The following is an 18,292-nucleotide window of genomic DNA, read 5'->3' as shown; positions in this document are numbered from 1 at the left end:
AGTCGGGATTCGGAAGAGTCCCGGGTTCCGTGAGCTTGTGCTTTTTCCGAAACCCCAAATTCCCATCCCGAATTCCGTAAAAAATGCATTGCCCCTTCTGCCAGCATGAAGACACCCGCGTCATCGACTCCCGGCTGACCGAGGACGGCAGCAGTGTGCGTCGTCGTCGTGAGTGCGAGCAATGTGGTGAACGCTTCAACACGTTCGAGACGGCCGAGCTGAAGCTGCCGACGGTCGTGAAGAGCGGCGAGCGGCGCGAGACGTTCGACGAGCGCAAGCTGCGGGTGAGTTTCGAGCGCGCGCTGCAGAAGCGGCCGGTGACCAGCGACGCGGTGGACGCGGCGGTACGCGCCATCGTCAACGACCTGCGCCGCAGCGGCGAGCGCGAGGTGCCGTCGCGCCAAGTGGGCGAACTGGTGATGCGCGAGCTGAAGAACCTCGACCAGGTCGCCTACGTGCGTTTCGCCTCGGTCTACCGCAAGTTCGAGGACGTGCACGCGTTCCGCGAGGAGATCGAGCGCCTGGAGCGCGACCTTCCCGGGCTGGCCGAACTGCAGTTGCCGTTGCTGGGCGGCGGCAAACGCGAAGGCAAGTGACAGCCAGGGGCGCGGCATCGTGACCGACTCTTTTTCGGCGGTAGACCACGCCCACATGGCGCACGCCTTGCGCCTGGCCAGACGCGGCCTGTTCACCACCCAGCCCAACCCGCGCGTGGGCTGCGTGATCGCACGCGGCGACGAGGTGGTCGGCACCGGCTTTCACCAGCGCGCCGGCGAGCCGCATGCCGAGGTATACGCGCTGCGCGAAGCGGGCGGGCGCGCGCGCGGCGCTACTGCCTACGTGACGCTGGAGCCATGTGCGCACCATGGACGCACGCCGCCGTGCGCCGATGCTCTGGTGGCCGCCGGCGTGTCACGGGTAGTGATCGCGGCGGAGGATCCGTTCCCGCAGGTCGACGGCCGCGGCATCGGCAAGCTGCGCGCCGCCGGCATCGCCGTCGAATCCGGCCTGATGCGCGAAGCGGCGCGCGAGCTGAACTGCGGCTTCTTCAGCCGGATCGAGCGCGGACGTCCGTTCGTGCGGGTGAAGCTGGCGATGAGCCTGGACGGGCGCACTGCGCTGGCCAGCGGCGAATCGAAATGGATCACCGGTGCGGCTGCGCGCGCCGACGTGCAGCGCTGGCGCGCGCGCAGCTCGGCGATCCTCACCGGCAGCGGCACCGTGCTGGCTGACGATCCGCGGCTCACCGTGCGCTGGCCCGACGCCGCGCCGTTCGTGCCGCCGCTGCGCGTCGTGCTGGACCGCCAGCTGCGCACGCCGGCCGGCAGCCACGTGCTGGACGGTTCGGCGCCAACCCTGCTGCTGCACGGGGCGGCGGCCTCCTGCAACGATGGGCGCTTCACGCAGGTCGAGCGGATGGTGCTAGCCACGCAGCACGATGTGCTCGACCTGCGCGCGGTGTTGGCCCTGCTGGCCGGGCGCGGCTGCAACGAGGTCCACGTGGAGGCCGGGCCGATCCTGTGCGGCGCGCTGTTCGCCGCCGGCCTGGTCGACGAGCTGCTGCTCTACATCGCCCCGCTGCTGCTGGGTGACAGCGCCCGCCCGCTACTGCAGCTGCCCACGCTCGACGAGATGGCGCGGCGCTGGCAGTTGCAGGTGGTCGACCAGCGGATGCTCGGCGCCGACTGGCGGCTGCAGCTGCGCCCGGCGTGAGCCATTCGGGCGTGCGCCCCGGCGAACGCTGCATCCGCCACGGTGGCACGCGAGCCGGCGTGACGGCGGTGCTAGACTGCGCCAGCCGGCCTTGCCGGCAAACACTACATAGCGTCTTCAGGGCGGGGTGAAATTCCCCACCGGCGGTAGGCCCCGGTTTTTACGGTTTGGGGCGAGCCCGCGAGCGCTTCCGGTCATGCCGGAAGGTCAGCAGATCCGGTCGGATTCCGGAGCCGACGGTTGGAAGCGGACGACCGCTTCCTCACAGTCCGGATAAAGAGAAGACGGCACGGCGGGCGCTTAACGGCGCTTGCCAGGCCTCATGCCTTGAGGCGTACTCGCTCACAACATGCGGGATACGTTTCATGAAAGCCATCGCCATCATGCAGTCCATCACCCTCCGGTCGGAGGTGCGCTGATGTTCACCGGCATCATCCAGTCCGTGGGCCGCGTGGTGTGGCTCGAACCGCGCGGCGGCGACGTGCGGCTGGCCGTCGATACCGCCGACCTCGATCTTGCCGACGTGCAGCTGGGCGATTCGATCGCCGTGTCCGGCGTGTGCCTCACCGCGATCACGCTGGAGCCGCGCGGTTTCAGCGCGGATGTCTCCAACGAGACCTTGTCGCTGACCTCGCTGGGCCAGCTGAAGGCCGGTGACCCGGTGAACCTGGAGAAGGCGCTGCGCCTGGCCGACCGGCTGGGCGGGCACCTGGTCTCCGGTCACGTCGACGGCCTTGGCAAGGTGGTTTCGATCACGCCCGATGGCCGCTCGCAGCGCTGGACCTTCGAAGTGCCGGCGGCGCTGTCGCGCTACATCGCGGCGAAAGGCTCGGTCTGCATCGACGGCACCAGCCTCACCGTCAACGAGGTCGCCGGGTCGCGCTTCGGCGTCAACCTGATCCCGCACACGGTCGAGCACACCGCATTCCATGCGCGCCGCGTGGGCGATGCGGTGAACATCGAAGTCGACGTGGTGGCGCGTTACATCGAGCGGCTGCTGTCCAGCGGCGAGACGCCGAGGCTGGACGAGGCGTTCCTCAAGCAGCACGGCTTTGCCTGACCTTTTGCCCCTCCCCCTGCAAGGCAGGGGGGAGGTTGGGAGGGGGTAAGGCTCTTGATTTTGACGGACCCGATCAAGAGCGAACCCTTCCCCAACCCTCCCCTGCAAGCAGGGGAGGGGGAACATCTTCCTCAAAGGAATACCCATGGCTTTCAACTCCATCCCCGACATCCTCGACGACCTCCGCGCCGGCCGCATGGTCGTCATCCTCGACGACGAGGACCGCGAGAACGAGGGCGACCTGATCATGGCCGCGCAGATGGTGCGGCCGGAGGACGTCAACTTCATGGTGCGCGAGGCGCGCGGCCTGCTCTGCCTCACCCTCACCGAGCAGCGCACGCGCCAGCTCGGCCTGCGCCCGATGGTCAGCGACAACACCTCGGCCTACCACACCAACTTCACCGTTTCGATCGAGGCGGCCGAGGGCGTCACCACCGGCATCTCGGCGCACGACCGCGCACGCACGATCCAGGTAGCGGTGAAGTCGGACGCGAAGCCGCAGGATCTGTCGCAGCCGGGCCACATCTTCCCGCTCACCGCGCAACCCGGTGGCGTGCTGACCCGCGCCGGACACACCGAGGCCGGCTGCGACCTGGCCGCGCTGGCCGGACTGGAGCCTTCGGCGGTGCTGATCGAGATCCTGCACGAGGACGGCTCGATGGCGCGCCGGCCGGAGCTGGAGATCTTCGCGCAGAAGCACGGCCTGAAGATCGGCACCATCGCCGACCTGATCCGCTACCGCCTGGAGACCGAGAAAACCGTGCAGCGCGTGCACGAGGAAGACGTGGACACCGAGTTCGGCCCGTTCCGCCTGGTCGCCTACCGCGACGCGATCCGCCGTGGCCTGCACTACGCGCTGGTACGCGGCAAGGTCAACGACGGTGCGCCGGTGCTGACCCGCGTGCACGTGCGCAATACGCTGTCCGACGTGCTGCACCTGAAGCGCGACGACCTCGGCCTCACCGTCACCGCGGCCTTGCGCCGCATCGCCGACGAGGATCGCGGCGTGCTGCTGGTGCTGTCCGGCGAGGACACCCCCGAGGCGCTGCTGGCCCGGCTCAACCGCCAGCCCGGCACGCAGGCGCCGGAAGAAGCGCAGCAGCAGGAATGGCGCCAGCTCGGTCTCGGCGCGCAGATTTTGGTCGACCTCGGCGTGCGCCGCCTGCGCGTGCTGGGCACGCCGCGCAAGATGGTCGGGCTGGGCGGTTTCGGGCTGGAAGTGGTGGAGTACGTGTGAAACCACTCCCGCTGCGCAGGGCGGGCACTGCCCGCCGGCCTTTGCATTTGTCTTGTGCTTGATGCAGGGCGGGGGCGGTGACTGCCCTGTGAAGCGGCTCCGATTCGCCATGACGCCGCCCTGCAACCATTGCTTCGGCACCGTATGATCGACTCATGCCTGAAACCCGCATCCGCCTGATCGCTCCCTCCGGTTACCCGCACGATCGCGCCGCGATGACGCGCGGCGTGACGCGTTTGCGCGAGGCCGGTTGCGTATTGAGCAGCCTGGAGGTGCTCGATCGCAGCGAGCAGCGCTACGCCGGCAGCGACGCGCAGCGGGCCGGCGACCTCAATGCGCTGGCCACGCTGGACGAACTGCCGGATATCGCGCTGGCGATCCGCGGCGGCTACGGCGCCACCCGCCTGCTGGCGCAGCTGCATTACGACGCCTTGCGCGAACGGCTCGGCGGCGGCAACACCTTGCTGGTCGGCCACAGCGATTTCACCGCCCTGCAGCTGGCACTGCATGCAAAGAGCGGCCTGTGCACCTTCAGCGGCCCGATGCTCGGCGCCGATTTCGGCGCCGAGACGCTCAGCGAATTCACCTGGCGGCATTTCTGGGACACCGTGCGCGCACCGGCAACGCAGGTCGAGTGGACTACTGCATCCGATGCCGATCTCGACGTGGAAGGCCCGCTGTGGGGCGGCAACCTGGCCGTGCTGTGCAGCCTGCTCGGCACGCCGTATTTCCCCGGCATAAATGGCCGCGGGATCGACGGCGGCATCCTGTTCGTCGAAGACGTCGGCGAGCCGCCGTTCCGAATCGAGCGGATGCTGTACCAGTTGCATCTGTCCGGCGTGCTGGGACGCCAGCGTGCGCTGCTGCTGGGCGATTTCAGCCAGTGCCGGCCCAGCGGCTACGACAACGGCTACGACCTGGCCGACAGCTTCGCGCAGATCCGCCGCGCCAGCGCGATGCCGGTGATCGGCGGCCTGCCGATCGGCCACGAGCCGGACAAGTTCACCCTGCCGTTCGGCGCGCCGGCGCGGCTGCAGGTCGCTGGCGGCAAGGCGCAGTTGTCTTTCAGCGGTTATCCGCACTTGCCACCTCAGTCCTGATGCTTTGGCTCCTCCCCTCTGCAAGGCAGGGGGAGGTTGGGAGGGGGTAAGGCTCTTGCTTGAAGATCAAGAGCGAACCCCACCCCAACCCTCCCCTGCGAGCTGGCGAGGCAGCCTGCGCGAGCAGGCGGGCGGACAAACCCGTAAAATGGCCGATCTGCATGGGCCGCGCGCCCCATCAAGGAAATCCGCAATGAAGACCATCGAAGGCGATTTCGCCACCCCGAAAGGCCGTTTTGCCATCGTCGCCGGCCGTTTCAACGGCTTCGTCGTGGAACCGCTGGTGGCTGGCGCACGCGACGCGCTGGTGCGCCACGGCGTGAAGGACGACGCGATCGAGCTGGTCCGCGTGCCGGGTGCGTGGGAGATCGCGCTGGTCGCGCACAAACTGGCGAACTCCGGCAAGTACGCCGCGGTGATCGCGCTGGGCGCGGTGATCCGCGGTTCCACGCCGCATTTCGACTACGTCGCCGGCGAATGCGCCAAAGGCCTGGCCCAGGCCGCCTACAGCTCCGGCGTGCCGGTGGCGTTCGGCGTGCTGACCACCGACAGCATCGAGCAGGCGATCGAGCGTGCGGGCACCAAGGCCGGCAACAAGGGTGCCGACGCCGCAGTCGCCGCGCTCGAGATGGTCAACCTGTACGGCAAGCTGTGATGCACACGCGTCCCGAAGGCATCGACCTGGCCGCGCGCTCGCGCGCCCGCCGCCGTGCACTGCAGGCGCTGTATGCGTGGCAGTTGAGCGGCAGCCACATGAATGCGGTGATCGACCAGTTCCGCCATGAGCAGGACATGGAAGTGGCCGACCTCGAGTACTTCGAGGACCTGCTGCACGGCGTGGAGAAGAACGTCGACGCACTGGACGCCAGCCTGCGCCCACACCTCGATCGCGAGGTGGCGCAGGTCGATCCGATCGAGCGCGCCGCGCTGCGGCTGGCCGCTTACGAGCTGAAGTTCCGCCCGGACGTGCCGTACCGGGTGATCATCAACGAGGCGATCGAGGTCACCAAGCGCTTCGGCGCCGACCACGGCCACAGCTACGTCAACGGCGTGCTGGACAAGCTGGCCGGCGAGTTGCGCGCGGTCGAGAAGCGCGGCTGATGAGCGGCGCGGAGCCGCTGTTCCTTGTTCCCGTTCTCGACACCGAGCGCCTGCGGTTGCGAGCGCATCGTGTCGATGATCACGCCGAACGCGTCGCGATCTGGTCCGATCCAGAGGTGACCCGCTTCATCGGTGGCCGGCCGTTGACCGCGGAAGAAGTCTGGCGTCGATTCCTGCAGTTCATGGGTCTGTGGAGCGTGCTGGGCTACGGCTACTGGGCCGTGGAAGAGAAGTCCACCGGACGCTATATCGGCGACATCGGGTTCGCCGACTTCAGGCGCGACCTGCAACCGTCGCTGGACGGCATGCTGGAGTTCGGCTGGGTCTTGGCGTCGCACGCGCACGGCAAGGGCTATGCGAGCGAAGCCGTGGCCGCCGCGATCGGCTGGGCGGAGCAGCACCGGCCGACCTTGCGCGCGGTCTGCATCATCGCGCCGGACAACCGCGCCTCGATCCGCGTGGCGGAGAAGGCCGGCTTCCGGCTGTGGCAGTCGTCGAGCTATCACGACAGCCCCACCCTGGTATTTACCCGCTAGCCGCGCCGCCATGGAATTCCGCCTGATCGAGCGCCTCCGCGAACTTACCGCGCAGCCCCGTGACGACGTGCGCATCGGCATCGGCGACGACGCTGCGGTGCTGGCGCCACCATCGGGGAAGGAGCTCGCGGTGGCGATCGACACCCTGGTCGAGGGCGTGCATTTCCCTCGCGGCACGGCGCCGGCCGACATCGGCTGGAAGGCGTTGGCAGTAAATTTGTCCGACCTGGCCGCGATGGGGGCGAGCCCGGCCTGGGCGCTGCTGGCGCTGACCTTGCCCAGCGCGGACGCGGCCTTCGTCGAGGGTTTCGCCGAAGGCTTCGCGCAGCTGGCGCAGCCGCACCGCCTGGCCCTGGTCGGTGGCGACACCACTCGCGGGCCGTTGACGATCAGTGTGGCCGTGCACGGCTTCGTGCCGCCGGGCCAGGCGCTCACCCGCGCCGGCGCACGGGTGGGCGATACCGTGCTGGTGACCGGCACGCTGGGCGACGCGGCCGCCGGCCTGCATGCCCTGCAGTACCCGCCGCGCGACGACGACGGTCGTGCCGGGCTGCGCGGCTTCCTGATCGAGCGGCTGAACCGGCCGACGCCGCGATTGGCGGTCGGCACGGCGTTGCGTGGGCAGGCTACGGCTTGCGTCGACGTCTCCGACGGCCTGCTCGCCGACCTGGGCCACATCTGCACTGCCAGCGGCGTCGCGGCGGAGATCGAGGCCGCCTTGCTGCCGCGTTCGTCGGCGCTGCTGGAGTTGTACGACGACGCCACCGCGCTGCACTTCGCGCTGAGTGGCGGCGACGACTACGAATTGTGCTTCACCGTGCCGGCCGCCCGCGTGGCCGAGCTGCAGGCCGGCCTGGCCCGGCTCGGCTGCGGCGCCACGAAGATCGGCCGCATCGTGGAAGGCGAAGGTGTGCGTGTGCGTGCCACCGATGGCTCGTGGCTGGCGATGGACCGAGCGGGCTGGGAGCATTTCGCGTGAGCGCAAAGAAGCACCTCAGCGCGGACCAGCGGCGCGCCCTGCTGGCCACGCCGGCGGGCTGGCTGGCCTGCGGCTTTGGTTCGGGCCTGGCGCCGGTAGCGCAGGGTACGTTCGGTTCGCTGGTCGCGCTGCTGCCGTGGCTGCTGCTGCGTGAACTGCCGTTGCCGATCTACCTGGTTGTGCTGCTGGCCGGTTTTGCCGTTGGCGTGTGGGCCTGCAACGTGGCCGGCCGTGCGCTCGGCGTCGATGACCACCGCAGCTTGGTATGGGACGAATTCATCGGCCAGTGGATCGCGCTGTTGCCGCTGCTGGTGCTGCCCGCACCGTGGTGGGCGATCGCATGCGGCTTCGTGCTGTTCCGCCTGTTCGACGTGTGGAAACCGTGGCCGATTCGCTGGCTGGACCGGCGCGTGAAGGGCGGCATGGGCGTGATGGCGGATGACGTCGTGGCCGGGGTTTTTGCTGCGGCGGTACTGTACCTGTCGTTCAAACTCGAATACGGCGCATGAAGCTGCAAGCCGGAAACGTCGAGTAGCGAATCGATTTTCAACGCGGCGTCGCAAATAAATACGAAACATCGATCGGATTTTCAGTCGATCGTAGCTTTCGGTATGCGATTTATTTGCAATGATCTTGCACGGTTCGCAGAGCGTCGTGCATGATGATCGGACCGGTTTTTGTGTCCCATTCCGGTGCAAGGGGAGTGGAGGTCCGCAACCAGGCCTCTGCAGCTGGCTTCGTTCCGGATGGCCAGGAATGCAAGTTGAAAATCAGGGGAAAAGGATGGATTTCGTCGCAAGGAATATTTTTACGGCTTTGGTCGTGGTACTGCCCATGTCGACGGCTTTTGCGCAAGGCATGGGAGTTCCTGCTCAAGACCCGACCAACTCGGTCGCCGTTGCACTGCATGACAAGGATGCTTACCTCCATCATCAGTATTCGCCCGATACGCTGCCGAAGAACGTTTTCGACGCCATAACGCAGCACGGCGCGAAGTCGGTCGGCTTCAAGCGCATGAGCATCGAATCCAAGGTCGTGGTCGACAAGATGGGTGTGGCAGTGCCGGTTTCATCCGAGTCGGAGAGCATTTACGAGAATGCCGGCAATGGTTTTGTCAGGCAGGTGGGCGTGACGAAATTGAATGGTTTTGAGCAGAGTTATTTCTTCGCGCTGAACTATAGAGGTGTCATGGCGCTGCGCGCCCAAGGCATTTCGGTGAATGCCACGACCATGCCGCCCATTGCTGACATGATCAGCGTCAGCCACATTGATGGCTCGGTCGAGGGTTCGCATTTTTCCTATGCGGCGACCGAGACCACCAACATGCCTGGTTCGGCAACGATCGAGGTCCGCTACGACTGTTCGGCTGGCAAATCCTATCCGGCCTCGCAGATAAATCCGATGATTCAAGGCTCGGCGCACGACGTGGAATGTCATTCATTGAACGTCAATGGCGTCGTGATAGGCATCGCGCGCTATGGCTATCTTGAGAAGTATGGCGTTGCCATCCTCATTCATTCCAAAAACCCCAGCCTCGAAACAAGCAAGACGGTAACCAGTTTCAAGGAAGAGTAAGCCCGGGCCCGGAATGCCGGCATCAGCGCGCCGGTTTTGTGTCGTGTCCTGATTCGACACGAAGCCCGTCGCGCTGCGTCGGGTGCCCGCATCCGGAGCGCCCCCAGGGTAAGAAGCGGCGCTACGCGTTGGATTGCGATACTCGGGCGGTAATGCATGGGAAGCGCCGGAAGGGGCCGCGCCAGCGCCTGCGGTACGAACACCCGGCGCAGGCATCGAGCGCCTGCGCCGGGTGGTGCAGCAGGCGCTCAACTGGCCGCTTCCAGCACGATGCGGTAACGAGCCTTGCCTGCTTCCAGATGGGCAAGGGCGTCATTGACCTTCGCCATCGGGAACATTTCCACCTGTGGGCGGATGTCGTGGCGGGCGGCGAAGTCCAGCATGCGGGCGATGTCGACCGGCGAGCCGGTGGGCGAGCCGGACACCTCGCGCTGCTTGCCGATCAGGCTGAACGCCGGCACCGGAATCGGCTCCAGCACCGCGCCGACCACGTGCATGCGGCCCTTCGGGGCGAGTGTGCCGAGCAGCGCGTTCCAGTCCATCGCCACGTTGACAGTGATCAGCAGCAGGTCGAGCGAGCCGGCGATCGCTTTGATCGCGGCGCTGTCGCGGCTGGCGACCACGTGGTGCGCGCCGAAGCCGCGCGCCTCGTCGGCCTTGGCCAGGGTGGAGGTGAACGCGGTGACCTCACAGCCCCACGCTGCGGCGAACTTCACCGCCATGTGGCCCAGCCCGCCGATGCCGACCACGCCGACCCGCGCGGTAGGCTTGATGTCGTAGGCGAGGAACGGCTTCAGCACCGTGATGCCGCCACACAGCAGCGGGCCGGCGCTGGCCAGGTCGAGGCCTTCGGGCAGCGGGATCGTCCACGCCCAGTGCGCGCGCAGCTTGTCGGCGAAGCCGCCGTGGTGGCCGCCGATGGTCGCCACCGATTGCGCGCACAGGTTCTGGTCGCCGGACAGGCACTGGCGGCAATGCATGCAGCTCTCGGCGGTCCAGCCGATGCCGACGCGCTGGCCGATCGACAAACCCTTCGCCTGCGCGCCCAGCGCGACGACCCGGCCGACCACTTCATGCCCCGGAATGAATGGATAGCGCGAACCACCCCATTCGTTGTGGATCATCGACAGGTCGGAATGGCAGATGCCGCAGTAGTCGACGGCAACCTCCACTTCCTCGGCGCCCAGTTCGCCCACGTCGAACGTGGCCAGTTTCAGCGCTTGGCCAGCCGCGCTGGCGGCCCAGCCGGTGATCGAGGACATGGCGAACTCCTGTAGCGGGGGAAACACAAGATTACGCCGTTGTGTCGCGCCCGTGGATTGGACATGCTGTCGGTCTTTCCCGTCACAGGAACATCCCCATGCTTTACCGCCGCCTCGGTACCTCCGGCCTGCAACTTTCCGCGCTGTCGTTCGGCGCCTGGGTCACCTTCGGCAAGCAGGTGGGGCGCGCGCAGGCACGCGAGCTGCTGGCGCTGGCGCACGAGCGCGGAGTGAACTACTTTGACAACGCCGAGACCTACAACAACGGCGTGGCCGAGCAGGTGATGGGCGACGTGCTGGCCGACCTGCGCTTCCCGCGCGACAGCTGGTGCATCTCCAGCAAGGTTTTCTTCGGCACGGTCGACAAGCCGCTGCCGACCCAGCGCGGGCTGTCGCGCAAGCACGTGATGGAAGCCTGCCACCAGGCATTGCAGCGCCTGCGCGTGGACTACCTCGACCTCTACTTCTGCCATCGCCCCGATCCGGACGCGCCAATCGCCGAGACCGTGGCAGCGATGGACACACTGATCCGCCAGGGCAAGGTGCTGTACTGGGGCACCAGCGAATGGCCGGCCGAGGCGATCCACGCGGCGCACCGGGTCGCCCGCGAAAACCATCTCTACGCGCCGGTGATGGAGCAGCCGCAGTACAACCTGCTGCACCGCGAGCGGGTCGAAGTGGAATACGCGCCGCTGTACGAGGCCTACGGCATGGGCACCACGATCTGGTCGCCGCTGGCGTCCGGCCTGTTGAGCGGCAAGTACAACGACGGCGTGCCGGCCGACTCGCGGCTGGCCCAGCCCGGCTACGAGTGGCTGCGCGAGAGCGTGCTGGGCCACGGCGACGAGCGCCTGGGCAAGGTGCGTGCCTTGCAGCCGATCGCCGCCGAACTGGGCACCAGCCTGGCGCAGCTGGCGATCGCCTGGTGCCTGCTCAACCCGCACGTCTCCACGGTGATGCTGGGCGCCAGCAAGCGCGAGCAGCTGGAGCAGAACCTGGACGCGCTGGAACTGCTGCCGCGGCTGGATGCGACGGTGGCGCAGCGGATCCGGCGGATCGTCGAAGTGGGCTGAACAGGGCGGCCTATGGGCGGGGCATGCGAAACCGGCTCCCGCCGGGGATCCCGATGCCCGTCCCGGTGCTCATCGTCGGCGTTGCGATCGACGCCGGGGCTGTGCCGCGGCCGTCCGGCGGCGGATCGCCGGGCGTCCGGGCAGTGTCCGCGGACACCGCGCGGATGGCGTGGTCACCATCCAAGCGCATGAGAAACAAGTAATTATCTAGTCATTTCCGAATGGCACACGGATTGCAGAAGACCGTATGCAACCGCGCTGCACGCGGTCAGGAACGGCATAGATGATCCGCGACACTTCCGCACAAGACCGACTGGTCGAGGTCAAACCCAACCGCAAGCGCCGGCTGATCCTGCTGGGTGCCGGCGTACTCGTGCTGGCGCTGCTGGCCTGGCTGGCGCCGGGCATCGGCCGGCTGTTCTCGGCGTCCGCCTCGGTCAGCAGTTCGCGGCTTGCCTTCGCCACCGTCGAGCGCGGCCCGTTCGTGCGCGACATCGCCGCCGAGGGCAAGGTGGTGGCGGCGGTCAGCCCGACCCTGTACGCCAACTCCGGCGGCGCGGTGACGCTGCAGGTGCATGCCGGCGACACGGTGAAGATCGGTCAGGTGCTGGCCACCATCGTCAGCCCGGAACTGACCAACAAGCTGGCGCAGGAACAGAGCAACGCCGACGCGATGGAAGTGGAGTACCGGCGCGCGCAGATCGACGCGCGCAAGCAGCGTTCCTCGCTGCAGGAAACCTACGACAACGCGGTCATCGACCAGACCACCGCCGAGCGCAACCTCGATCGCTACCAGAAGGCGTATGCCAAGGGCGCGGTGTCCAACATGGACGTGGACAAGGCCAAGGACGCGGTGGACAAGGCGAAGATCGCCACCGCGCATGCCAAGGCCAACCTCGGCCTCGACAACGACAGCCTCAACTTCGACATCCAGTCCAAGAAGCTCGCGCACGAGCGCCAGCTGCTGCTGGTGAAGGACCTGCAGCGCCAGGTCGACGACCTCAACGTGAAGTCGCCGGTGGACGGCCAGGTCGGCCAGCTGTTCATCGCCGAGCGCGCCACCGTGGCCAAGGACGCGCAGCTGCTCAGCGTGATCGACCTGTCCGCGCTGCAGGTGGAAATGCAGGTGCCGGAAAGCTTCGCACGTGACCTGGGCATCGGCATGGCCGGCGAGATCAGCGGCAACGGCCACACCTGGAAGGGCCTGGTCAGCGCGATCTCGCCGGAAGTGGTCAACGGCCAGGTTGCCGCGCGGCTGCGCTTCGAGGGCGAGACGCCGAAGCAACTGCGGCAGAACCAACGCCTGTCGGTGCGCGTGCTGCTGGACAAGCGCGACAACGTGCTGACCGTGCAGCGCGGCTCGTTTGTCGACGAATCCGGCGGCAGCTATGCCTACCTGGTGCGCGACGGCATCGCCAAGAAAACCCCGATCCGTGTCGGCGCCTCCAGCATCGACAAGGTGGAGATCCTCGACGGCCTGAAGGAAGGCGACCGCATCGTGATCTCCGGCACCGACAGCTTCAAGGGCGCGGCCACGGTCGCGATCAGCAACTGACGCAGATTCACTCCCTCCCCTACATGCAGGGGAGGGCTGGGGTGGGGTAGCCATTCGTCACACAAGATCAAAAGCGTCACCCCCTCCCGACCTCCCCCTGCGCAGCAGGGGGAGGGGCAGAACACCATCACCACCACCAAAGGACACAACCATGCTGAAGATGACCCACCTGTCCAAGGTCTACCGCACCGAAGTGGTGGAGACCTATGCGCTGCGCGATTTCAACATCGACGTGAAGGAGGGCGAGTTCGTCGCCGTCACCGGCCCGTCCGGCTCCGGCAAGACCACCTTCCTGACCATCGCCGGACTGCTGGAAACCTTCTCGGGCGGCGAGTACCACCTGGACGGCATCGAGGTGAGCAACCTCAACGACAACGCACGCTCTAAGATCCGCAACGAGAAGATCGGCTTCATCTTCCAGGCGTTCAACCTGATCCCCGACCTCAACGTGTTCGACAACATCGAGGTGCCGCTGCGCTACCGCGGTATGAAGGCGGCGGAACGCAAGCAGCGCATCATGGATTCGCTCGAACGCGTCGGCCTGGCCTCGCGTGCCAAGCACTACCCGGCCGAACTCTCCGGCGGCCAGCAGCAGCGCGTGGCGATCGCCCGCGCGCTGGCCGGCTCGCCGCGCCTGCTGCTGGCGGACGAACCGACCGGCAACCTGGACACCCAGATGGCGCGCGGCGTGCTGGAGCTGCTGGAGGACATCCATCGCGAAGGCGCCACCATCGTGATGGTCACGCACGACCCGGAACTGGCCGCGCGCGCGCAGCGCAACGTGCACATCATCGACGGCCAGGTGGTCGACCTGTCGGAAGACCCGCGCTTCCACAGCGTGCACGCGGTCGAAGCCGACGAGGCGCATGGCTGAGTAGCAGGGATGCGGGATTCCGGATGGGGGATTCGTTGAGAGCACAAGCTCGCGAGACCGCCGCTTTTCCGAATCCCGAATCCCCCATACCGAATCCCGGAACTCGAGCATGTTCGCTTATTACCTCCAACTCGGCCTGCGCAGCCTGCGCCGCAACCCCGCCCTCACCGCGCTGATGGTGATGGCGATCGGCTTCGGCGTGGCCGCGTCGATGATCACGTACTCCGTGTTCCGGGCGGTGTCGGGCAACCCGATTCCCGGCAAGTCGGCACAGCTGTTCATTCCGCAGATCGATACCTGGGGGCCGCAGCAAAACATCAACGGTGAGCCGGCGGAGGCGCTGGGCTACAGCGACGCGATGGCGTTGCTGCGGGCGCATGGGGCAAAGCGCCAGACGATGCTGTATCAGGTCCAGATGTCGGTGATGCCCGGCGGTGATCGCGAGCTGCCCCTGAATGCGAGCGGTTATGCCGTGGGCAGCGACTTCTTCGCCATGTTCGAAGTGCCGTTCCGCTACGGCGGCGGCTGGAGCGAACAGGAAGATGATGCGCGTGCCGCCGACGTGGTCATCAGCGCCGAACTGAACCAGAAGGTGTTCGGCGGTGCGAACAGCGTGGGGCACACGATCAATCTTGCTGGTCACGACTACCGTGTAGCAGGCGTCGTCAACCACTGGAATCCACGTCCGCGCTTCTATGACCTGTTCGATGGCGACTATTTCGCCGATGAACCGGATATCTACATTCCGTTCACTCGTGCGATGGACCTGAAGATGTATCCCGGTGGCCGCAACAGTTGCCGAGGCCAGCTTGGCTTCACCAACTGGACGGATTACACGCAGAGCAACTGCGTGTGGATCACGCCCTGGGTGGAGCTGGACAGCCCGGCCGAAGTCGCGCGCTACCAGCACTTCCTCACCAACTATGCCGCCGAACAGCAACGTGCCGGCCGTTTCAGCTGGGCGCCCAACGTGCGCCTGCGCGACGTGGCCCAGTGGCTGGATCATCAGCATGTGGTGCCGCCGGAAAGCCGCATCGCGCTGGTGGTGGCACTGGGCTTCTTCCTGATCTGCCTGGTCAACACCATCGGCCTGCTGCTGGCCAAGTTCATGCGCCGCGCCGGCGACATCGGCGTGCGCCGCGCGCTGGGCGCAACGCGCGGCGAGATCTACACGCAATACCTGGTCGAGGCCGGCACGGTGGGCCTCGCCGGCGGCGTGCTCGGCCTGCTGTTCACCGCGGTGGGCGTGTCCGGCGTGGGCATCCTGTTCCAGCCGGAGATCGCCAAGCTGGCGCGGCTCGACCTCTCGTTGGTGGGCCTGACCTTCGTGGTGGCGATCCTCGCCACCGTGGCGGCGGCGTTCTACCCGGCGTGGCGCGCAGCACACGTGCAGCCCGCCTGGCAACTGAAGTCGAGCTGAGGAGAGCGCCATGCATATCCAGATCAGGCCCATCCTCACCGCGCTGCGCCGGCACAAGGCGGGCACCTTGCTGATCGCGCTGCAGATCGCGCTGACGCTGGCCATCGTGTGCAACGCGCTGTTCATCATCCACCAGCGGCTGGCCAACCTTTCCACCAGCAGCGGCGTGGACGAAGCCAACGTGTTCGTCATCGCCAACATGTGGGCCGACCTCGACCGCTCGACGGAGCAGGTCGATGCGCAGGTGCGCGCCGACCTGCTCGCGCTGCGGCAGCTGCCGGCCGTGCGCAACGCCACGCCTGCCAGCGGCTATCCGCTCAGGGGCGGTGGCTGGGACAACTTCGTCACCATGACGCCCGAGCAGGTCAAGCCGACCACGGATGCGGCGGTGTATACCGGCGACGAGCATTTCATCGACACGCTGGGCTTGAAGCTCGTCGCTGGGCGCAATTTCCGCCCTGATGAGGTGATGGTGATGGGCACCCAGCAGGCCATCACTCCTCCGACCGCGATCGTGAGCAAGGCGCTGGCCGACCGTTTGTTCCCCGACGGCAAGGCGCTGGGCAAAAGCTTCTACGCGATGGGCACCGAGCCGAGCACCATCGTCGGCATCGTCGACCCGCTGCACCGGCAGGGCGTGGACCAGTGGAGCAACGGCTATGCCGGGCAGGCGCTGATCTGGCCGATGCGGGCGGATGACGCGCGCGGCATCTACTACATCGTGCGCGCCAAACCCGGCCAGCTCGCCGACGCCATGCGCGAGGCGCCCAAGGCGTTGTACGCGCAAAGCCGCCTGCGCATCATCGAGCCGAAGGACGGCATCCAGGACTACGCCACCATCCGTCACAAGGTCTACGATCGCGACCGCGGCATGGCGATCCTGATGGGCATCATCAGCGTGGTGCTGCTGGCGATCACCGCCGCGGGCATCGTCGGCCTCACCAGCTTCTGGGTCGGCCAGCGCCGCAAGCAGATCGGCGTGCGCCGCGCGCTGGGCGCCAGGCAGCGCGACATCCTCGCCTACTTCCTCACCGAGAACTTCCTGATCAGCGCGACGGGCGTGGTGCTGGGCGCCGTGCTGGCGGTCGCCTTCAACCTATGGACGGTGACCCGTTTCGAGATGAGCCACATGTCGATGGCCTACGTGGGCATCGGCATGGTGGCACTGCTCCTGCTCGGCCAGGGCGCGGTGCTCGCGCCGGCGCTGCGCGCCTCGCGCGTATCGCCGGTGGAGGCAACGCGCTCGGTGTGATTTCTCCCTCCCCTGTGACCGAAGGGAATCCCTCTTCGGGACAAACAGGGGAGGGCTGGGGTGGGGCGCTCTTGCTCTTTGCCTCAAAAGCTTCACCCCCTCCCGACCTCCCCCTGCCAAGGCAGGGGGAGGAGACCAACAACGGAGTGACAGCAATGTTTTCCTACTACCTCGAACTGGCGTTGCGCAGCCTGAAACGCAGCCCCGGCCTCACCGCGCTGATGGTGCTGGCGATCGGCTTCGGCGTGGCCGCGTCGATGACCACCTGGTCGGTGTTCCGTGCCGTGTCGGGCGATCCGATCCCGTGGAAGTCCGCGCAGTTGTTCGTGCCGCAGATCGACAACTGGGGGCCGAACGGACGCGGCAGCGACGGCGAGCCGCCGGACGCGATGTCCTACAACGAGGCGATCACCTTGATGCGCGATCACCGCGCCAAGCTGCAGTCGGCGATGTATCAGATATCCCCGTCGATCGTGCCGGCGGATGCCAGCAAGCATCCGATCAACGTCAGCGGCCATGCGGTCTACAGCGAATTTTTCCCGATGCTGGACGTGCCGTTCCTGTTCGGCAGCGGCTGGAGCGCCACCGACGACGCGCAACGCGCCGCCGTGGTGGTGATCAGCAGCAAGCTCAACCAGAAGCTGTTCGGTGGCAGCAACAGCGTGGGCAGGACGGTCAACGTCGAGGGCAAGGACTATCGCGTGGTTGGCGTGCTGAACGACTGGAATCCGCAGCCGCGTTTCTTCGACGTGGTCAACAGCGGCGGCTTCTCCACCGGTGTCGAGGATGTGTTTGTGCCGTTCCAGCGCGCCATCGCGGTTGGCATGCCGAACGACGGCAATACCAATTGCAACGCGGTGCCGGCCGAATCGGGATTCGTCGGCCTGCAGCACTCCGCTTGCGTGTGGATTGCCTACATGGCCGAACTGGACGACGCGGCTGCGGTGACGGCTTACAAGCAGTATCTCGACGGTTATGCGCGCGACATGCAGCAGTCCGGCCGCTTTGGCTGGGCGCCGAACAACCGCCTGCGCGACCTGCCGTCATGGCTGGACAACCAGCACGTCGTGCCCAGCGATACCAAGGTATCGCTGCTGGTGGCGCTGGGCCTGCTGCTGGCATGCCTGGTCAACACGACCGGCCTGCTGCTGGCGAAGTTCCTGCGTCGCAGCGGCGAAATCGGCGTACGCCGCGCACTGGGTGCGCCGCGTCTGGCGATCTATGCGCAGTTCCTGGTCGAGGCCGGCATCGTCGGGTTGAGCGGGGGCTTGCTTGGCCTGCTGCTGACCGGTGTCGGGGTGGCCAGCGTGGGCTGGGTGTTGCCGAAGGACATCGCCGCACTGGCGCGGGTCGACTTCTCGCTGCTCGTGCTCACCCTGCTGGTGGCCGTCATCGCGACCATGCTGGCCGGGCTCTATCCCACTTTCCGCGCCTCGCGCGTGCAGCCGGCGTGGCAGCTCAAGTCCAATTAGCGTGCTGTCCCCATGCACGAAAGCAGCCATCCATGGCCGCACTCCTCAATAAAGCCGGCTTCATAGGGTAGTAAAAGGAAAAT

The 18,292-nt window shown here is 66.8% G+C and carries 18 protein-coding genes and 1 riboswitch; of the genes, 17 read left to right on the top strand and 1 reads right to left on the bottom strand.

The annotated features are described in order from the left end of the window. Positions 1-83: 83 nt before the first annotated feature. The 11 genes from nrdR to IMW82_RS11320 all read left to right on the top strand — a co-directional run bounded on the left by nrdR (position 84) and on the right by IMW82_RS11320 (position 9,301). Positions 84-596: a transcriptional regulator NrdR gene (gene nrdR / locus IMW82_RS11370; protein ID WP_108472696.1), complete on the top strand. Its 513-nt coding sequence runs from the start codon at positions 84-86 to the stop codon at positions 594-596. Between the two features lie 55 nt (positions 597-651). Further along, positions 652-1,713: a bifunctional diaminohydroxyphosphoribosylaminopyrimidine deaminase/5-amino-6-(5-phosphoribosylamino)uracil reductase RibD gene (ribD, locus tag IMW82_RS11365; RefSeq protein ID WP_211004753.1), complete on the top strand. Its 1,062-nt coding sequence runs from the start codon at positions 652-654 to the stop codon at positions 1,711-1,713. A 109-nt stretch (positions 1,714-1,822) separates the two neighbouring features. Next, positions 1,823-2,003: riboswitch (FMN riboswitch) on the top strand. 128 nt (positions 2,004-2,131) lie between these two features. Continuing rightward, on the top strand, positions 2,132-2,773 hold the full coding sequence (locus IMW82_RS11360; RefSeq protein ID WP_211004517.1) for a riboflavin synthase: 642 nt from the start codon (positions 2,132-2,134) through the stop codon (positions 2,771-2,773). Between the two features lie 145 nt (positions 2,774-2,918). Next, the gene (ribBA, locus tag IMW82_RS11355; protein ID WP_211004516.1) at positions 2,919-4,010 is read left to right on the top strand and encodes a bifunctional 3,4-dihydroxy-2-butanone-4-phosphate synthase/GTP cyclohydrolase II; all 1,092 of its coding nucleotides are present in this window, start codon (positions 2,919-2,921) and stop codon (positions 4,008-4,010) included. 155 nt (positions 4,011-4,165) lie between these two features. After that, positions 4,166-5,110, top strand: a complete 945-nt coding sequence (gene ldcA / locus IMW82_RS11350) for a muramoyltetrapeptide carboxypeptidase (protein ID WP_211004515.1) — start codon at positions 4,166-4,168, stop codon at positions 5,108-5,110. Between the two features lie 193 nt (positions 5,111-5,303). Continuing rightward, entirely contained in the window at positions 5,304-5,765 is a 462-nt protein-coding gene (gene ribE, locus IMW82_RS11345) for a 6,7-dimethyl-8-ribityllumazine synthase (RefSeq protein WP_211004514.1), read from the top strand. After that, positions 5,765-6,211, top strand: coding sequence for a transcription antitermination factor NusB (gene nusB / locus IMW82_RS11340; RefSeq protein WP_211004513.1), 447 nt, complete (start codon positions 5,765-5,767; stop codon positions 6,209-6,211). Before ribE ends, nusB begins: the two co-directional genes overlap by 1 nt. Continuing rightward, positions 6,211-6,747: a GNAT family N-acetyltransferase gene (locus tag IMW82_RS11335; protein ID WP_211004512.1), complete on the top strand. Its 537-nt coding sequence runs from the start codon at positions 6,211-6,213 to the stop codon at positions 6,745-6,747. Before nusB ends, IMW82_RS11335 begins: the two co-directional genes overlap by 1 nt. A 10-nt stretch (positions 6,748-6,757) precedes the next feature. Beyond that, a complete protein-coding gene (gene thiL, locus IMW82_RS11330) occupies positions 6,758-7,726 on the top strand; it encodes a thiamine-phosphate kinase (protein WP_211004511.1) in 969 nt (322 codons plus the stop codon). Then, positions 7,723-8,235 carry a phosphatidylglycerophosphatase A gene (locus IMW82_RS11325; protein WP_108472705.1) on the top strand — a complete coding sequence of 171 codons (513 nt, stop codon included), beginning with the start codon at positions 7,723-7,725 and terminating at the stop codon, positions 8,233-8,235. Before thiL ends, IMW82_RS11325 begins: the two co-directional genes overlap by 4 nt. Before the next feature lie 274 nt (positions 8,236-8,509). Then, the gene (locus tag IMW82_RS11320) at positions 8,510-9,301 is read left to right on the top strand and encodes a hypothetical protein (RefSeq protein ID WP_211004510.1); all 792 of its coding nucleotides are present in this window, start codon (positions 8,510-8,512) and stop codon (positions 9,299-9,301) included. A gap of 248 nt (positions 9,302-9,549) precedes the next feature. Here the strand turns inward: IMW82_RS11320 and IMW82_RS11315 are convergent, their stop codons facing one another. Continuing rightward, the gene (locus tag IMW82_RS11315) at positions 9,550-10,563 is read right to left on the bottom strand and encodes an NAD(P)-dependent alcohol dehydrogenase (protein WP_211004509.1); all 1,014 of its coding nucleotides are present in this window, start codon (positions 10,561-10,563) and stop codon (positions 9,550-9,552) included. Positions 10,564-10,661: 98 nt separating this feature from the next. Between IMW82_RS11315 and IMW82_RS11310 the strand changes: the two genes are divergently transcribed. The 6 genes from IMW82_RS11310 to IMW82_RS11285 all read left to right on the top strand — a co-directional run bounded on the left by IMW82_RS11310 (position 10,662) and on the right by IMW82_RS11285 (position 18,209). Next, positions 10,662-11,636 carry an aldo/keto reductase gene (locus IMW82_RS11310; RefSeq protein ID WP_211004508.1) on the top strand — a complete coding sequence of 325 codons (975 nt, stop codon included), beginning with the start codon at positions 10,662-10,664 and terminating at the stop codon, positions 11,634-11,636. Between the two features lie 283 nt (positions 11,637-11,919). Then, complete coding sequence (locus tag IMW82_RS11305; RefSeq protein WP_211004507.1) at positions 11,920-13,191, top strand: efflux RND transporter periplasmic adaptor subunit; 1,272 nt, start codon at positions 11,920-11,922, stop codon at positions 13,189-13,191. A 151-nt stretch (positions 13,192-13,342) separates the two neighbouring features. Continuing rightward, entirely contained in the window at positions 13,343-14,065 is a 723-nt protein-coding gene (locus IMW82_RS11300) for an ABC transporter ATP-binding protein (protein ID WP_211004506.1), read from the top strand. Positions 14,066-14,174: 109 nt separating this feature from the next. Next, positions 14,175-15,485 carry an ABC transporter permease gene (locus IMW82_RS11295; RefSeq protein WP_211004505.1) on the top strand — a complete coding sequence of 437 codons (1,311 nt, stop codon included), beginning with the start codon at positions 14,175-14,177 and terminating at the stop codon, positions 15,483-15,485. Positions 15,486-15,495: 10 nt separating this feature from the next. Continuing rightward, positions 15,496-16,737, top strand: coding sequence for an FtsX-like permease family protein (locus IMW82_RS11290; RefSeq protein ID WP_211004504.1), 1,242 nt, complete (start codon positions 15,496-15,498; stop codon positions 16,735-16,737). Positions 16,738-16,892: 155 nt separating this feature from the next. Beyond that, positions 16,893-18,209 (top strand): ABC transporter permease, encoded by a 1,317-nt coding sequence (locus IMW82_RS11285; protein WP_108472713.1) that lies wholly within the window; start codon positions 16,893-16,895, stop codon positions 18,207-18,209. Positions 18,210-18,292: the final 83 nt, after the last annotated feature.

The organism is Rhodanobacter sp. B2A1Ga4 (assembly GCF_018101315.1).
GTDB classification, from domain to species: domain Bacteria; phylum Pseudomonadota; class Gammaproteobacteria; order Xanthomonadales; family Rhodanobacteraceae; genus Rhodanobacter; species Rhodanobacter thiooxydans_A.
This window is presented reverse-complemented; position numbering and strand designations above follow the sequence as displayed.

What these genes read in the sequence shown, in the direction of transcription:
- nrdR (WP_108472696.1), top strand. Translation starts at nt 84, where the DNA reads ATGCATTGCCCCTTCTGCCAGCATGAAGACACCCGCGTCATCGACTCC.
- ribD (WP_211004753.1), top strand. Translation starts at nt 652, where the DNA reads ATGGCGCACGCCTTGCGCCTGGCCAGACGCGGCCTGTTCACCACCCAG.
- IMW82_RS11360 (WP_211004517.1), top strand. Translation starts at nt 2,132, where the DNA reads ATGTTCACCGGCATCATCCAGTCCGTGGGCCGCGTGGTGTGGCTCGAA.
- ribBA (WP_211004516.1), top strand. Translation starts at nt 2,919, where the DNA reads ATGGCTTTCAACTCCATCCCCGACATCCTCGACGACCTCCGCGCCGGC.
- ldcA (WP_211004515.1), top strand. Translation starts at nt 4,166, where the DNA reads ATGCCTGAAACCCGCATCCGCCTGATCGCTCCCTCCGGTTACCCGCAC.
- ribE (WP_211004514.1), top strand. Translation starts at nt 5,304, where the DNA reads ATGAAGACCATCGAAGGCGATTTCGCCACCCCGAAAGGCCGTTTTGCC.
- nusB (WP_211004513.1), top strand. Translation starts at nt 5,765, where the DNA reads ATGCACACGCGTCCCGAAGGCATCGACCTGGCCGCGCGCTCGCGCGCC.
- IMW82_RS11335 (WP_211004512.1), top strand. Translation starts at nt 6,211, where the DNA reads ATGAGCGGCGCGGAGCCGCTGTTCCTTGTTCCCGTTCTCGACACCGAG.
- thiL (WP_211004511.1), top strand. Translation starts at nt 6,758, where the DNA reads ATGGAATTCCGCCTGATCGAGCGCCTCCGCGAACTTACCGCGCAGCCC.
- IMW82_RS11320 (WP_211004510.1), top strand. Translation starts at nt 8,510, where the DNA reads ATGGATTTCGTCGCAAGGAATATTTTTACGGCTTTGGTCGTGGTACTG.
- IMW82_RS11315 (WP_211004509.1), bottom strand. Translation starts at nt 10,563, where the DNA reads ATGTCCTCGATCACCGGCTGGGCCGCCAGCGCGGCTGGCCAAGCGCTG.
- IMW82_RS11310 (WP_211004508.1), top strand. Translation starts at nt 10,662, where the DNA reads ATGCTTTACCGCCGCCTCGGTACCTCCGGCCTGCAACTTTCCGCGCTG.
- IMW82_RS11305 (WP_211004507.1), top strand. Translation starts at nt 11,920, where the DNA reads ATGATCCGCGACACTTCCGCACAAGACCGACTGGTCGAGGTCAAACCC.
- IMW82_RS11300 (WP_211004506.1), top strand. Translation starts at nt 13,343, where the DNA reads ATGCTGAAGATGACCCACCTGTCCAAGGTCTACCGCACCGAAGTGGTG.
- IMW82_RS11295 (WP_211004505.1), top strand. Translation starts at nt 14,175, where the DNA reads ATGTTCGCTTATTACCTCCAACTCGGCCTGCGCAGCCTGCGCCGCAAC.
- IMW82_RS11290 (WP_211004504.1), top strand. Translation starts at nt 15,496, where the DNA reads ATGCATATCCAGATCAGGCCCATCCTCACCGCGCTGCGCCGGCACAAG.
- IMW82_RS11285 (WP_108472713.1), top strand. Translation starts at nt 16,893, where the DNA reads ATGTTTTCCTACTACCTCGAACTGGCGTTGCGCAGCCTGAAACGCAGC.